Consider the following 14549-nt stretch of genomic DNA (forward strand, 5'->3'; position numbering starts at 1 on the left):
GGCAGGTGCGCGGGCAGCGTCTACCTGGTGAGCGCGGCGCGCGGAACGAGCCCGGCGGCCAAGCGCCTGCGCTCGCTCGAGCGCACGAGCGACGGCTTCGAGCTTGCTGAGACGGACCTGCGCCTGCGCCACGAGGGCGAGGTCCTGGGATACCGTCAGAGCGGCGGCGTGACGCTTCGCCTCGTCGACCTCGTGGCCGATGCAGATCTCGTGGCGGCGGCCCATGCGGACGCCGAGGCAATCGTCGAGAGTGACCCGGCGCTCACCGACGCGCGCCACGCGCCCCTTGCGCGCGAGGTGCGCCGCCGGTTTGGCGCCTACTTCAGGGGAGAGAGGGCAGACAGATGAGAATCGTTGGAGGCAAGTGGAAGGGCCACCCCATCGAGGCCCCCGACGGGCGCGACGTCACGCGCCCCACGACCGACCGCGTGCGCGAGGCCGTCTCGTCGATGCTGCTCAGCGCCCGTGGCCTTTCGCTCGACGACGTGCGAGCGCTCGACGCCTTCGCGGGCTCGGGGGCGCTTGGCCTCGAGCTTCTGAGCCGCGGTGCCGCCCACGTCACCTTCGTCGACCTCGACCGTGGCGCCTGCGCGCGCGTGCGCAGAAACGCCGGCACCCTTGGCGCCGCCCCCGCCACCTTCGCGGTGGTACGCGGCGACTCGTGCCGCCTCGCGGCCGTGGGCAGCCTCGCGGGCGCGCCGTTCGACATCGCTTTGCTCGACCCGCCCTATGCCACCGAGGTGGACGTCGTCGCCGGCCTCGTCGAGGCGCTCGACTGCAGCGGGCTGCTCGCGTCCGACGCCATCGTTCTCTACGAGCGCTCCGCGAGCCGCCCCACGATCGAGCCGGCCGGGTTTGTGCCGCTCAAGCAGAAGCGCTATGGTCAGACGGCCGTCGACCTCCTTGGAAGGGAATCCTAGAGCATGAGCATGCCGACCCAGCACATCGACCGCATCGAGCACGTGGTCGTGCCCGGTACGTTCGACCCCATCACCTATGGCCACATCGACGTCGTGCGCCGCGCCCGCCGCATCGCCGGCCGCGTCACGGTGGCCGTTGCTGCGAGCCTGGGCAAGAACGGCACGGGCCCCGTGCTGTCGCTTGACGAGCGCGTCGAGCTCGCCCGCCGCGCGCTTGCCGACGAGGGCGTGAGCGAGGGCGTCGACGTGCGCCCGCTCACGGGCCTGCTCGTCGACTTCTGCCACGAGGTGGGGGCGGGTGCCGTGGTCAAGGGCCTGCGCGCCATGACCGACTTCGAGTACGAGCTTCAGCAGGCAGGCCTCAACTTTCGCCTGGCGCCCGACGTCGAGAGCATCTTCGTGATGAGCAACCCCGCCTATGGCTACGTCTCGAGCTCAATCGTGCGCGAGCTGGCGGGGCTGGGCGCCGACGTCTCGATGCTCGTGCCGCCCTGCGTGGTCGAGAAGCTGGGCGAGCACTTCTCGCACAAGGCATAAGCCGAGCTTTTATCGAACGTTTTTGTGTGGGGGAGTCGGAGCCTGCGGGTCACGGCTCCCTTCTTTGTGAGGAGACGGTGCGTTGCCCCCGTGACCTTGCGGCCCTATGAGAATCGTGGTTGCTAAACGTCCGAAAGCAGACTACCATAGCAAGTCGTTAGTCTGATTTCGGATGATTTGGAGCATTGTGGAGTATGTAGACGAATCGCGGGCGCTCGATGCCAACGGCCTGGTCTGCATGGACGTGTGGGGTCGTAGCTTTGACTTGCTCTACCGCAAGAGCGACCAGCTCTACCACGAGATAGCCGTCAACTGCGGCATCTCCGAGAACGCCTATTGGCTCATGTACGTCATCTACACCTGCGGTGGCACCGCCCCGATGCGCGAGCTCGTCGAGCGCTGCTGCAGCCCCAAGCAGACGGTTGCCTCGTCGCTGCGCGCGCTCGAGGGCAAGGGCTACGTCGAGATCTCCTTCTGCGAGGGCAGCCGCAAGAACAAGCAAGTGTCGTTCACCGAGACGGGCCGGGAGTTCGCGCGCACGCAGATCGTGCCGGCGAACATCGCCGAACGCCGGGCCTTCCAGACCCTCGAGCCCGCCGAGCGCGCCGAGATGCTGCGCCTGGTCGAGAAGTACGCCGCGGCCATCGAGCAGGAGCTTGCGAACATGAAGGGAAGGGACAAGTGAGCAACAACGATACGACCATCGAGGCCGAGCTCAGGCGCATCGCGCGCGAGGAGGGCCTTAAGGGGCACGGCGCGGGCCTGCGTCTGCTCGCGCGCCTCGTGGCCCCCTACAAGGGGCTCGTCCTCGCGACCTTCGTGGCGATGTTGTTCGACCTCTCGGGCATGCTGCTCATCCCCACGCAGCTCTCGGCCATGATCAACACGGCCGTGACGACGCACGACACGAGCGAGTTCCTCGTCCATGGCGGCCTCATGCTGGCGGCTGCGCTCGCAGGATCTGCCGGCTACATCGCCTCGACGTGGCTTGCCTCGCGCCTGTGCGCCAACGTGGGCCGCGACCTGCGCTGCCGCGTCTACGAGGCGTCGCTCGCGTTTCCGGCCGAGGACTTCAGCCGCATCGGCACGGGCTCTATGATCACGCGCACGCTCTCAGACGCCAACGTGGTGCAGCAGACGCTGCTCATGACGATCCTCATGATCTTCCCCGTGCCCGTCATGTGCGTCATCGCCTGGGGTCTGGCCTTCTCGACCGACGCCGTCATGGGCTGGATCCTGCTTGCCGTGACGCTCGTGACCCTTGCCCTCTCGATCGCCGCCGTGCTGGGCACCGCGCCTGTCTTCGAGAAGCTTCAGAGCTTCATCGACGCGATGAACGCCCGCCTGCGCGAGGCCATCGGCGGCGTGCGCGTCGTGCGCGCGTTTGGCCGCGAGGAGCAGACGACGGCCACGCTCAACGAGACCTTCGAGCGCTACGCCACCAACGCCATCCGCGTGAACCTGGTCTTCGCCACGACCGACTCCCTGTCGTTCTTCCTCATGAACGTCGTTGAGTCGCTCATCATGTGGAACGGCGCGAACCGCGTGGGCGCGGGCGCCATGCAGATCGGCTCCATCTCGGCCCTCATCGAGTACGCGATGCTCATCCTGTTCTTCATGATGATGGCCCAGTTCGCCATCGTGTCGGTGCCGCGCGCCCTTGCGTGCCTCGACCGCGCCGTCGAGGTGCTGGCGGTGGAGCCGGCGATCGTCGACGGCCCGCGCGAGCTGGGTGCGGGCAGCGAGATACGGGCAGACATGCCCGTGGCGCGCTTTGTCCACGCGAGCCTGCGCTACTCAGACGCCGACGAGGAAACCCTGCACGGGCTCGACTTTGCCCTCGCGCGCGGCCAGGTCACCGCGATCATTGGTAACACGGGATCGGGCAAGTCGACCATCGCCAAGATGCTGCTGCGCTTCGCCGACGTCACGGATGGCTCACTCGAGTTCCTCGGCACCGACGTGCGCGAGCTCACCCAGGCGAGCCTGCGCGAGCACATCTCCTACGTGCCGCAGAAGGCCTGGCTCTTCTCGGGCACCATTGCCGAGAACCTGCGCCAGGGGGCGCCCGAGGCAGACGACGCGCGCCTGTGGCGCGCCCTCGACGTGGCCCAGGCAGACTTCGTGCGCGAGCTTCCGGGCGGCCTCGACGCCCGCGTGTCGCAGGGCGGCACGAACTTCTCGGGCGGCCAGCGCCAGCGCCTGGCCATCGCCCGCGCCCTCGTGCGCGAGGCCGACCTCTACGTCTTCGACGACTCGTTCTCGGCCCTCGACTACAAGACCGACGCGGCGCTGCGACACGCCCTTGCGCCCGAGCTCGCCCGTGCCGCCACGCTCATCATCGCCCAGCGCGTGAGCACCATCCGCGACGCCGACCAGATCGTCGTGCTTAGGGACGGGCGTGTCGTGGGGCTGGGGCGTCACGACGAGCTCATGAAGACCTGCGACACCTACCGCGAGATTGCCGAGTCCCAGGAGAGGGGAGGCCACCATGACCAGCGCTAACGACGAGCTCGAGTACCAGGCGCCCGAGGCGGCCGAGGAGCTTGAGGTTCCCGAGCACGCCGGACGTACCGCAAGGCGTCTGTGGGAGGCGGCCGCCGGGCAGCGCTGGCGCGTCATCGTGGCCGTCGTCTCGAGCGTCCTCTACGTCGCCGCGAGCCTGGGGGCCGTTGCCTACTCGGCCGACCTCATCGACACGCTGTGGGCCAACATCCAGGCGTGCCGGGGCGCGGGCGAGGCGTTCTCCGTGGCGCTCAACAACGGTGGGGCGCGCATCCTCACGTTCTTTGGCATCTGGACGGTGGCCTGGGCCTTCTACGCCCTGCAGGCCCTCGTCATGGCGAGCTTCGCCGAGCGCCTGAACCTGTCGCTGCGCCGCCGCATCTCGTCCAAGATCGAGCGCTTGCCGCTTGCCTACTTCGACGCCCACCAGCCCGGCGACACCATCAGCCGCGCCACCAACGACCTCGACAAGATCTCTGAGTCGATGCAGCGAGGCCTGCTGCAGCTCGTGACCTCGGTGGTGTTCGTGATTGGTGCCATTGCCGTGATGCTCACCTACAACGTGCGGCTCACGCTCGTGTTCGCCGCCTTCACGGCGGTGGCCCTGCTCGTCACCAAGTTCTTCGCCTCTCGCACGCTGGCCGCCGGAAGCGCCCGCCAGGACGCCCTGGGCGCCCTTACGAGCCAGGTCGAGCAGGCCTACTCGGGCCGCTCGGTGATCCTTGCCTTTGGCAGCGAGCTCAGCAGCGCTGAGAAGGTTGCGGCCGACGCCACGCGCCTTGCCAACGCCAGTGCCCGTGCGGACTTCCTCACGAACGCCGTCGGACCTGCCATCCGCTTCCTCATGCGCCTGTGCCAGGTGACGATCGCGGTGCTCGCAGGCACCATGCTCGTGGCGGGTCAGCTCACGGTTGGCGCCTTCCAGGCGTTCTTCCAGTTCGTGACGCAGGGCTCCGAGCCCCTCACGCAGCTGGGCCTCACGGTCAACATGCTGCAGGGTGCGCTTGCCGCCGCCGAGCGCGTGTTCGCCCTGCTCGACGCAGACGAGGTCGAGGCAGATCCAGCTACCCCTGCGACGCTTGCGCATCCGGTGCGGGGACGCGTGGCCTTTGAGCACGTGCGCTTTGGCTACAGCCCGACCAAGTCCCTCATGCGCGACGTCTCTCTTCTGGCCGAGCCCGGGCAGAAGGTCGCCATCGTGGGCGCCACGGGCGCCGGCAAGACCACGCTCATCAACCTGCTCATGCGCTTCTACGAGGTCGACGGCGGCCGCATCACGCTCGACGGCGTCGACACGCGCACGATGCGCGCGGCCGACCTGCGCGCCGAGTTTGGTATGGTGCTGCAGGACGCGTGGCTGTTCGAGGGCACGGTGGCCGACAACATCGCCTACGGCCGACCCGACGCCACGCGCGAGGAGGTCGTGGCCGCGGCCAAGGCGGCCCACGTCGACTTCTACATCCGCACGCTGCCCAAGGGCTACGACACCGTGCTCGCCAACGACGCCGAGAGCGTGAGCGCGGGCCAGCGGCAGCTCCTCACCATCGCCCGCGCGATGCTCGCCGACCCCGCGATTCTCATCCTCGACGAGGCCACGAGCTCGGTTGACACGCGCACCGAGCAGGCCATCGTCCATGCGATGGAGACGCTCATGGCCGGGCGCACGAGCTTCGTGATCGCCCACGATTATCGAGCAGGGCACCCACGAGCAGCTCATGGAGGCAAACGGCGCCTACGCGAGCCTCTATCTGAGCCAGTTCGCCTAGCGAGCGAAACAAGGGTGACAAAGGGGTCAGAGCCCTTTGTCACCCTTTCTGAAAATGAGGGAGCGCCCATGCCCCCCCTCGCTCACCGTTTGTGGCCGGTTCGCGTGCCTGATGCGACAAGATGCCCCCCTCGCGTGCTCAACGCGACTAAATCGAGCTCCATAGCTTCAATCTTTGTCGCGTTGGGCACGCGTCTTGTTTGGGCAGCGGAGGGCTGCGCCAAGTGCTACCCTCGGGTGCGGACACAAACTCGCGCACGCGAGGACAACCCAAGGGAGGAACCATGCCCTGCACCACCATTCTCATTGGCAAGAAGGCGAGCTACGACGGCTCGACGATCGTTGCCCGCAACGAGGACTCTGGCAACGGCACGTTCGAGTCGAAGCGCTTCGTCGTAGTCGACGCGGATTCGCAGCCGCGCCACTACACCTCGGTCATCTCGCACGTCCAGATCGACCTGCCCGACGACCCGCAGCGCTATACCGCCGTTCCCAACGCCAACCTCTCCCAGGGCATCTGGGGTGAGGCTGGCTTTAACGAGAGCCAGGTGGCCATGAGCGCCACCGAGACGCTCACCACCAACGAGCGCGTGCTGGGTGCAGACCCGCTCGTGGCCCTCAGGCCCGCCAAGGGAAAGCCGGGCGAGCCGGGCTATGAGACCGAGGTCGCCGGTGGCATTGGCGAGGAGGACTTCCTCACCATCGTGCTTCCCTACATCCACAGCGCCCGCGAGGGCGTACTGCGCCTGGGCGAGCTGCTCGAGACCTACGGCACCTACGAGATGAACGGCACCGCCTTCTCCGACGCCGACGAGATCTGGTGGATGGAGACTGTGGGCGGCCACCACTGGATCGCCCGCCGCGTGCCCGACGAGGCCTACGTCACGATGCCCAACCAGCTGGGCATCGACGAGTTCGACCTCGATGACGCCTTTGGCGAGCAGAAGGACTGCCTGTGCTCGGCCGACCTGCGCGAGTGGATGGCCGCGAACTACCTCGACCTCACGTTCTCCGACGCCGACCTCGGCCTCGCGGGCTCCGATGACGAGGACGCCGCTGGCACAGACGGCGTGCACGCCCTCTTCAACCCGCGCGAGGCCTTTGGCTCGCACACCGAGCGCGACCACGTCTACAACACCTGCCGCGCCTGGGTCATGCAGCGCGCGCTCAATCCCTCCGACATCTGGGACGGCCCCGACGCCGACTTCATGCCCGACTCCGACGACATCCCCTGGTGCCGCGTGCCCGAGCGCAGGCTCACGATCGAGGACGTCAAGGACGTGCTGTCGAGCCACTACGAGGGCACGCCGTATGACCCCTACGGCAACCTTGGCACGCCCGAGCAGGCCCACCGCTACCGCCCCATCGGCATCAACCGCAACTCGCAGCTCGCCGTCCTGCAGATTCGCCCGTACGCGCCCGCTGCCTGCCGCTGCGTGCAGTGGATGGCCTACGGCTCCAACGCCTTCAACACGCTCGTGCCCTTCTACGGCCTCGTGAGCGACACGCCGGCCTACCTGCGCGACACCACCGACACCGTGACAAGCGAGAACTTCTACTGGGCAAACCGTCTCATCGCTGCGATCGTCGACCCCCACTTTGGCGACAGCATCAACGCCATCGACAACTACCGCGAGGTCACGATGGCCTACGGCCACCAGGTGCTGCGCGAGTGCGACGCGGCGGTGGCGGGTCTTGCCGAGGGCGCCGACGTCGCCGAGCTGCTCGAGGCTGCCAACGAACGCGTGGCCGAGAGGCTCCGCGAGGAGACCGACAAGCTCCTGGGGAAGGTCCTCTACACGTCGAGCATGAAGATGCGGAACGGTTTCTCGCTGTCCGACCACTAATTCGGTCGATACCACGAACGTGGCGCGCCTGGCTCCCCGTGGGGCCGGGCGCGCCGCTTTATGCGGATACGTCCTGGGCCAGGATGGTGCCGCCGCCCAGGCACTCCTCGCCCTTGTAGACGACGACGGCCTGGCCGGGCGTGATCGCGCGCTGGGGCGTCTCGAACTCGACCCTCACGCGCCCGTCTGCCAGCGGCGTGACGAGGCAGGGTTGGTCGGGCTGGTGGTAGCGCACCTTGGCGGCTGCTCGCAGGGGAGCGGCGGGCATCTGACCCGCGACCCAGTTCCAGTCGCCGGCGACAAGCTCGCTCGAGAGGAGCTGCTCCTGCTCGCCCAGGGTCACGGTGTTGGCCGTCGTGTCGATGCCAACCACGTAGACCGGGTGGGCGCAGGCCACGCCCAGGCCCTTGCGCTGGCCGATGGTGTAGCGCAGCGCCCCTGCATGCGTGCCGATGACGTTACCCTGCGTGTCGATGACGTTGCCGGGCCGCGCCGCGCGGCCCGTGCGCTCCTCGATGAAGCGCAGGTGGTCGCCGCCGGGCACGAAGCAGATGCCCTCGGAGTCCTTCTTGTGCGCGCTCGACAGCCCCATACGCTCCGCGAGGTCGCGCACCTCGGGCACCTTGTGGAGGCCGCCCAGCGGAAACATCACGTGGGCGAGGCGCTGCTGCGTGAGGCCAAAGAGGAAGTAGCTCTGGTCCTTGGCCGCGTCGACGCCCTTGAGCAGGTGGTAGCCGCGCGCGTCGTGCGTCACGCGGGCGTAGTGGCCGGTTGCGAGGTGGTCGCACCCCAGCTCGAGCGCGCGGTCGAGCAGGGCGCCAAACTTGAGGTGGCGGTTGCAGGCCACGCAGGGGTTGGGGGTGAGGCCCGCCTCGTAGCCCGCCACGAATGGGTCGATGACCTCGCGGGAGAACTGGTTTGTGTAGTCGAAGGTGTAGTGGCGGATGCCCGCGTCCCAGCAGGCCTGGCGGGCGTCCGCCACGTCGTCGGTGCTGCAGCAGGTGCGCTCGCCGGGACGGTCGTCCTCGTTGCTTGCGAGGCGCATCGTGGCGCCCAGGCAGTCATAGCCCTGCTCCACCAGCAGGTTTGCCACGACGCTTGAGTCGACGCCGCCGCTCATGGCAACGAGCACGCGCCCCCTACCCACGGCCCACCTCCCTGGCGCGGGTCCGCAGGGTGGCTGCGACGCCTGCGATGGCCGCGGCCGCCGCGTCGGCGTCTGCCTCGTCGTTCTCGGCCGCATCGAGCGAGATGCGCAGGTAGGTGCGCGCCTCCTTGTCACCCACGCCCATGGCGGCGAGCACGTGGCTCTTCTCGACGGCCCCCGCCGCGCAGGCAGACCCCGCGCTCACGCAGACGTCGCGTCCGTCGAGCAGAACGAGGGCGTTCTCGTGGTCGACCCCCGCGAGCGTGACGGCCACGATGCCGCCCACGCGCCGCTCGGGCAGGGAGGGCCCTAGGATGCGCGCGCCGTCGACGCGCTCGAGCTGGGCTACGAGCCGCTCGCGCAGGGCCTCGAGCCTTGCGCGGTCTACCTCGAGGTTGTTGGTTGCTTGGGCGAGGGCGGCCGCCATGCCGCAGGCGCTGGCGACGTCGACGGTGCCAGCGCGGTGGCCGCGCTCCTGTGCGCCGCCGTGGACGAGCGAGGCAGGCACGATGCGGTGGGAGCACAGAAGCGCCCCGGTGCCGCGCGGCCCGTGGAACTTATGGGCCGAGAGGGCGAGCAGGTCAAAGCCGTCGCGCGTAAAGTCGAGGGGGAGGTGCCCCGCGGCCTGCACGGCGTCGGTGTGAAACAGGATGCCGCGCTTGCGACACATGCGGCAGACCTCGCGTACGGGCTGCACGGCCCCCACCTCGTTGTTCGCGTACATGAGCGAGACCAGGGCCGTGTCCTCGCGCAGGGCCGCCTTGACGTCCTCGAGCGCCACCACGCCGTCTGGGCGCGGGTCCACGAGCGTCACCTCGAAGCGGCCGCCATAGGGGCCGTCCTCACTTGCGAGCCAGTCGAGGCAGCGCAGCACGCTGGGGTGCTCGATGGCCGAGGCCACGATGTGCCGCCTGCCCTCGCGTGCGCCATGGGCGGCGCCCGTGAGCAGGGCCTGGTTGTTGGCCTCGGAGCCTCCCGAGGTGAACTCGACCTCGCTCGGGCGGGCATGGAGGCACTCGGCCACGGTGCGTCGCGCTCCCTCGAGGGCCTGGCGCGCGCAGTCTCCGGCGGCGTGCTGGCTCGCGGGGTTTGCGAAGGCGTCGCCCGCGCCTATGCGGTGCATGGCGTCGAGCGCAGCCGCGCTCGGCCTTGTGGTGGCCGCGTTGTCAAGATAGATGAGGCTCATGGCTTCCCGTCTCGGTTGGGACAGTTAAGCCCGTAGCCATATTGTCCCAAATCGCAGGTAACGTGGGACAGAAAGGCTACGGGCAGTTGTGTCCCAGGGTGGTTAGTTCTGCTCGGCAGCCTCGCCGTGCGGGGCGGAAGGCGCGTTGCGCATGGCGAGGATGGTGCGCTCCATGAGCTCGGGGAGCTCCCAGCCCAGCGCCTCGGCGCCCTGGACGATGACCTCGCGCGAGCAGCCCGCGGCGAAGCGCTTGTCCTTGAACTTCTTCTTGAGCGACTTGACCTCGAGGTCGTCGACGCTCTTGGAGGGGCGCATGAGGGCGGCCGCTCCAATGAGGCCCGTGAGCTCGTCTACCGCGAACAGGACCTTCTCCATTTCGCTCGTGGGCTCGTACGGCGTGTCCGTGAGGCCCCAGCCGTGGCTTGCGCACGCGCGCACGACGACCTCGTCAATGCCCGCCTCGCGCATGAGCTGCTCCTCGCGGGTGCAGTGCTCCTCGGGCCAGCGCTCGAAGTCGAGGTCGTGCAGGGTGCCCACGACCTGCCAGAGGTCCGCCTCCTGCTCGTGTCCCAGCTGAATGGCCATGTCGCGCATGACCTCGCCCACGATGCGCCCGTGGGTGCGGTGGAACTCGCCCTCGTTGTACTGGTCGAGCATCTCGAGCGCCTGCTGTGGGGTGGGAACCATGCATCCTCCTGCTGTCTGCGTCGAATCATTCTCTCCATGATACGATTATCCCATTATCCTATAGTATTGATAGGAAATAGATACGGCCCGGCGCGCAGCCGACGGCGGGCCCGCGGCGCCCCTGGCGCGAACACGTCGGCGCCAAGGAGGATGGAATGCTCGTTTCTACGAAGGGCCGCTATGCCCTGCGCGTGATGGTTGACCTCGCCGAACACGAGGGCGAGGGTTTCATCCCGCTTCGCGACATCGCCACGCGCCAGACCATCTCCGACAAGTACCTCGAGAGCATCCTCAAGGCGCTTGTGCGCGACCACCTCATCGAGAGTCTGCGCGGCAAGAATGGCGGCTACCGCCTGGCGCGCACGGCCGAGGACTACACGGCCGGCGAGGTGCTGCGCGCCACGGAGGGGTCGCTCGACCCCGTGGGCGGCATGGACGACCCTCTGCGCTTTCGTGCGGAGGAGCCCCGCTGCCACGAGATGTGGGAGAGGCTTGGCGCGCTCATTGGCGAGTACCTCGACGGCGTGCGCATCAGCGACCTTGCCACTGTCTCGCTTGCCGGCAACGACTACGTGATCTAGCTTCGCGTGCCAAGGGGGACGGGTCTGTTGGCATGGCAGCGGGCCGATATGACAGAGGGGACGTACCTTATGTCATATGACAAATGGCACGTCCTCACTGTCATGAGCTCGCGACCCACCGCCGCTCGTCCCTTTGAATTATGTTGCGCAACAAATAGTTGAGCAGCGGTATTGGCATAGGGCTGTACTATTTTTGTGCGCTGCCGAGCTGCGGCGCATTCGAAGGGATGCCCTTTCATGTCAGACGCTCCCAACAACAACCAGACGCCCCGCGCTTTCCGCGCCGCTCCTTGGTGCTGCTCGGCACGTAGGCCTGCGCCATTCGTGTGCCATTATGGCGGGACTTCCCGGCACCGTGGAGTGGGCGAGCGGGGCGTCGCCCTTCCGAGGGCCTTGGCATGATCGTCACAGAGCGCGCGTGCCCAACGTGACTAAATGAGGCCATGCAAGTCTCGATGTCGTCGCGTTGGGCACGCAAACTGCCCGTCTGGTCGCGTTGAGCGCACGAACCCCGGTTGGCGCGCGGGGCATGCAGGGCGGCGAGACGGAGTCGTGCGGGCCACATCATTCCTACTTGCGGCGGCTCTCGCGCAGCTCGTCTATCTCGTGCTTGTTCTGCTCGTGAATGCGCCGCAGCTCGCGGGCGTGGCGCTCGCGGAGCTCCTCGGCGCGGGCCAGGTAGTCGGCTGCGGAGAGCCGCACGCCCTCGCGACGCAGCTCGGCGCGCTCGGTATGGAAGGCGTGCTCGGCCTCGCGCAGGCGCTCGTGGTGCTCGTGTACGATCTGGCGCGCTGTCTCGGGGCTCGCGGCGATACGCTGCGCGGCCTCGACGGGGCTCGCCGAGATGGCCACGCGCGATATGTTCGTGAGCGCAGGAATCACGAGCACCGACAGCGCACCTGCGCACACGAGCACGCTTGCCATGGCGCTGGGCATGGCGCCGGCCCTAACCGCGGCCTCGGTGAGTGCCACGATGAGCGGCAACGCCATCGTGCAGTAGAGGGCCGCCGAGACCTTCTCGCCCGCGGGCATGTCGCGCGTCTCGGGAAACGCCCGCAGGCACAACCCCACGGGAAGGGCGCGCACCAGCAGGAGCAGCGCCACGAAGGTGGCGAGCAGCGCGGGGTTGGCGCCCACGGCCGCCACGTCGATGTCCATGGCCGAGTAGACAAAGAAAACGGGGATGAACAGGCCGTTGCCCACGGCCTCGACCTTGGCGAGCAGCCCCTTGCCCTGCTCGGGCGGCAGCACGCGGCGCAGGATGAATCCGGCGGCAAACGCGGCCAGCACCGCATCGAGGTCAAGTGCCGCCGCCAGCGCGAGCAGGGCCACGAGCAGCAGTAGCGTGGCGCGCAGCAGTGCCTGCGAGCTTGTCTCGGCATTGTCGGAAAGAAAGCGCACAAGGCGTCCTCCCAGGTTGCGCGCCCGCTCGCCGCCGCGTGCCACCATGACGCACACCACGACAAAGCCCACGAGCACGGCGATGTTGGCCGCCATCGAGCGGGTGGGGGAGAGCATGATCGACATGGCCACCACGGGCAAAAGCTCGCCCATGGCGCCGTACGACTCGATGACGCCGCCCACCGCGGTGCCGCCCAGCTCGCGGTCGCGCATGATGGGAACGAGCGTGCCGTAGGCGGTGGTTGTGAGCGCGATAGCGAAGGCGGCCGAGCCCGCCATGGAAAGTTCCAGATCGAGAAGGGCCGTGGCCGCCGCGGCAAGCGCCATGCAGATGGCCCAGCACACGGCGCCGTGCCTGCCCGCACGCCCCGCGAGTTCGTGCAGGTCGAGGTCGTAGCCGGCGATGAGGAACAGGACGCCCATCCCCAGGCGCGACATGAGCGCGAGCCCCTGCGAGGCGTGGATGACGCCCAGGCAGTGGGGTCCCAGTGTCGCGCCCGCGGCCACGAAGAACACGACCTCGGGGATGGGCCGGCCCGGGATGAGGCTTGCCACAAACGACGACAGCACCACGACGGCGAGCATCGTGACGAGCATTACGAGCTCCGTGGTCATGGGTCTCCTCTTGGTTGGTTTGGACCCTTTTGTTTTACCCAATATGGCGGACACGTCCGCATGATTTCGCGCGCGAGCCATTCGGTCGTATTATGTAATGCGGAAAACTACGCGTGCGCGCACGCAGATGACGGGAGTTGCCATGACCGATACCAATGCCCAGCTCAAGGCCCAGATCGACGAGTTCGTCGACCGCGTGTGGCCCGAGGTGCTCGACGACATCGAGTCGCTCGTCTCGCACAAGAGCGTCGAGGACCTCTCGCAGGCCGCCGAGGGCGCCCCCTGGGGCCCGGGCCCGCGCGAGGCGCTCGACGAGGCCCTCTGCATCGCCAACGTCTGCGGTCTCGAGGCCCACGACTGCGAGGGCTACCTGGGCTTTGCCGACGTCCCCGGTGCCTCGTCCAAGCAAATCGCCACGATTGCCCACGTTGACGTCGTGCCCGAGGGCACGGGCTGGCACACCGACCCCTACCAGATGGTCCGCCGTGACGGCTGGCTGCTTGGCCGTGGCGTCACCGACGACAAGGGCCCCGCGGTGCTGTCGCTCTACGCCGGCCGCTTCTTTGCCGAGCAGGTCGAGGCCACGGGAGAGCCGCTGCCCTACACCCTGCGCGTGATCCTCGGCGCCAACGAGGAGACCAACATGGGCGACGTCGAGTACTACCTCGCCCACTATCCCGAGCCCGACTTCCTCTTCACGCCCGACGCCGAGTTCCCGGTGTGCTGTGGCGAGAAGGGCCTCTATGGCGCCAGCATCCGCTCGGCCACGATCGCGGGCGAGGCGCCTGGCGCGCGCATCGTCAGAATCGAGGGCGGCACGGCCACGAACGCCATCCCGAGCCTCGCCGAGGCCGTCGTGCGCGCCGGTGCCTCCGAGCTGCCCGCGGCAGATGGCATCGAGGTGGCCGAGGCGGGCGAGGGCCTCGCGCGCGTCACCGCCCACGGCATCGGCGGCCACGCGAGCATGCCCGAGGGCACCAGGAACGCCATCGGCATGCTGTGCTCTTACCTGCTTAAGGCGGGCGTCTGCTCTGACGCCGAGCGCACGTTCCTCGAGCTCGAGGGCACCATCCACGCGAGCACCGACGGAACGAGCCTGGGCATTGATGCCACCGACGACGTCTTCGAGCCGCTGACCTGCATCGGCGGTACCATCCGGATCACCGGGGACGGCCGCATCGAGCAGACGCTCGACGCCCGCTACCCCAAGTCCACGACCGCCGAGGCCATCACCGAGCGCCTGCGCGCCGTGGCCGACGGCTGCGGCTGCGAGCTCGAGGAGGGCCGCGCCGTCGTGCCGTTCTACGTGAGCCCCGACTCGCCCGAGATCCAGACGCTCGTGCGCTGCTACAACGAGT

The 14549-nt window shown here is 68.2% G+C and carries 12 protein-coding genes and 1 pseudogene; 9 read left to right on the forward strand and 4 right to left on the reverse strand.

All coding sequences use genetic code 11. The features are described from left to right. From AC1VTH_RS02930 to AC1VTH_RS02960, 7 genes and pseudogenes are all read left to right on the forward strand, one after another. Positions 1–348, forward strand: a pseudogene (locus AC1VTH_RS02930) (ATP-dependent DNA helicase RecG); the annotation flags it as partial. Beyond that, the gene (gene rsmD / locus AC1VTH_RS02935; RefSeq protein WP_481334599.1) at positions 345–920 is read left to right on the forward strand and encodes a 16S rRNA (guanine(966)-N(2))-methyltransferase RsmD; all 576 of its coding nucleotides are present in this window, start codon (positions 345–347) and stop codon (positions 918–920) included. The pseudogene AC1VTH_RS02930 and the gene rsmD, both read left to right, overlap by 4 nt. Positions 921–923: 3 nt before the next feature. Further along, on the forward strand, positions 924–1457 hold the full coding sequence (gene coaD, locus AC1VTH_RS02940; RefSeq protein ID WP_481334601.1) for a pantetheine-phosphate adenylyltransferase: 534 nt from the start codon (positions 924–926) through the stop codon (positions 1455–1457). Positions 1458–1644: 187 nt separating this feature from the next. Next, entirely contained in the window at positions 1645–2142 is a 498-nt protein-coding gene (locus tag AC1VTH_RS02945) for a MarR family winged helix-turn-helix transcriptional regulator (RefSeq protein WP_481334602.1), read from the forward strand. Next, positions 2139–3962 carry an ABC transporter ATP-binding protein gene (locus tag AC1VTH_RS02950; RefSeq protein ID WP_481334603.1) on the forward strand — a complete coding sequence of 608 codons (1824 nt, stop codon included), beginning with the start codon at positions 2139–2141 and terminating at the stop codon, positions 3960–3962. Before AC1VTH_RS02945 ends, AC1VTH_RS02950 begins: the two co-directional genes overlap by 4 nt. Continuing rightward, on the forward strand, positions 3949–6126 hold the full coding sequence (locus tag AC1VTH_RS02955; protein ID WP_481334604.1) for an ABC transporter ATP-binding protein: 2178 nt from the start codon (positions 3949–3951) through the stop codon (positions 6124–6126). The genes AC1VTH_RS02950 and AC1VTH_RS02955 overlap by 14 nt, the downstream gene beginning before the upstream one ends. Further along, positions 6012–7574: a C69 family dipeptidase gene (locus AC1VTH_RS02960; protein WP_481334605.1), complete on the forward strand. Its 1563-nt coding sequence runs from the start codon at positions 6012–6014 to the stop codon at positions 7572–7574. Before AC1VTH_RS02955 ends, AC1VTH_RS02960 begins: the two co-directional genes overlap by 115 nt. A gap of 58 nt (positions 7575–7632) precedes the next feature. Here the strand turns inward: AC1VTH_RS02960 and mnmA are convergent, their stop codons facing one another. The 3 genes from mnmA to AC1VTH_RS02975 form a co-directional block, all read right to left on the reverse strand. Continuing rightward, positions 7633–8721, reverse strand: coding sequence for a tRNA 2-thiouridine(34) synthase MnmA (gene mnmA, locus AC1VTH_RS02965; RefSeq protein WP_481334606.1), 1089 nt, complete (start codon positions 8719–8721; stop codon positions 7633–7635). Then, positions 8714–9907: a cysteine desulfurase family protein gene (locus tag AC1VTH_RS02970; RefSeq protein WP_481334607.1), complete on the reverse strand. Its 1194-nt coding sequence runs from the start codon at positions 9905–9907 to the stop codon at positions 8714–8716. Before AC1VTH_RS02970 ends, mnmA begins: the two co-directional genes overlap by 8 nt. Positions 9908–10009: 102 nt before the next feature. Beyond that, positions 10010–10594: an HD family phosphohydrolase gene (locus AC1VTH_RS02975; RefSeq protein ID WP_481334608.1), complete on the reverse strand. Its 585-nt coding sequence runs from the start codon at positions 10592–10594 to the stop codon at positions 10010–10012. Between the two features lie 155 nt (positions 10595–10749). Between AC1VTH_RS02975 and AC1VTH_RS02980 the strand changes: the two genes are divergently transcribed. Further along, on the forward strand, positions 10750–11175 hold the full coding sequence (locus tag AC1VTH_RS02980) for an RrF2 family transcriptional regulator (protein ID WP_481334609.1): 426 nt from the start codon (positions 10750–10752) through the stop codon (positions 11173–11175). 570 nt (positions 11176–11745) lie between these two features. Here AC1VTH_RS02980 and AC1VTH_RS02985 read toward each other — a convergent pair. After that, positions 11746–13191 (reverse strand): cation:proton antiporter, encoded by a 1446-nt coding sequence (locus tag AC1VTH_RS02985; protein ID WP_481334611.1) that lies wholly within the window; start codon positions 13189–13191, stop codon positions 11746–11748. 142 nt (positions 13192–13333) lie between these two features. Between AC1VTH_RS02985 and AC1VTH_RS02990 the strand changes: the two genes are divergently transcribed. After that, positions 13334–14549 (forward strand): Sapep family Mn(2+)-dependent dipeptidase (locus AC1VTH_RS02990; RefSeq protein ID WP_481334612.1); only part of this gene is annotated, 1216 nt, incomplete at its 3' end.

The organism is Parolsenella sp. (assembly GCF_982402205.1).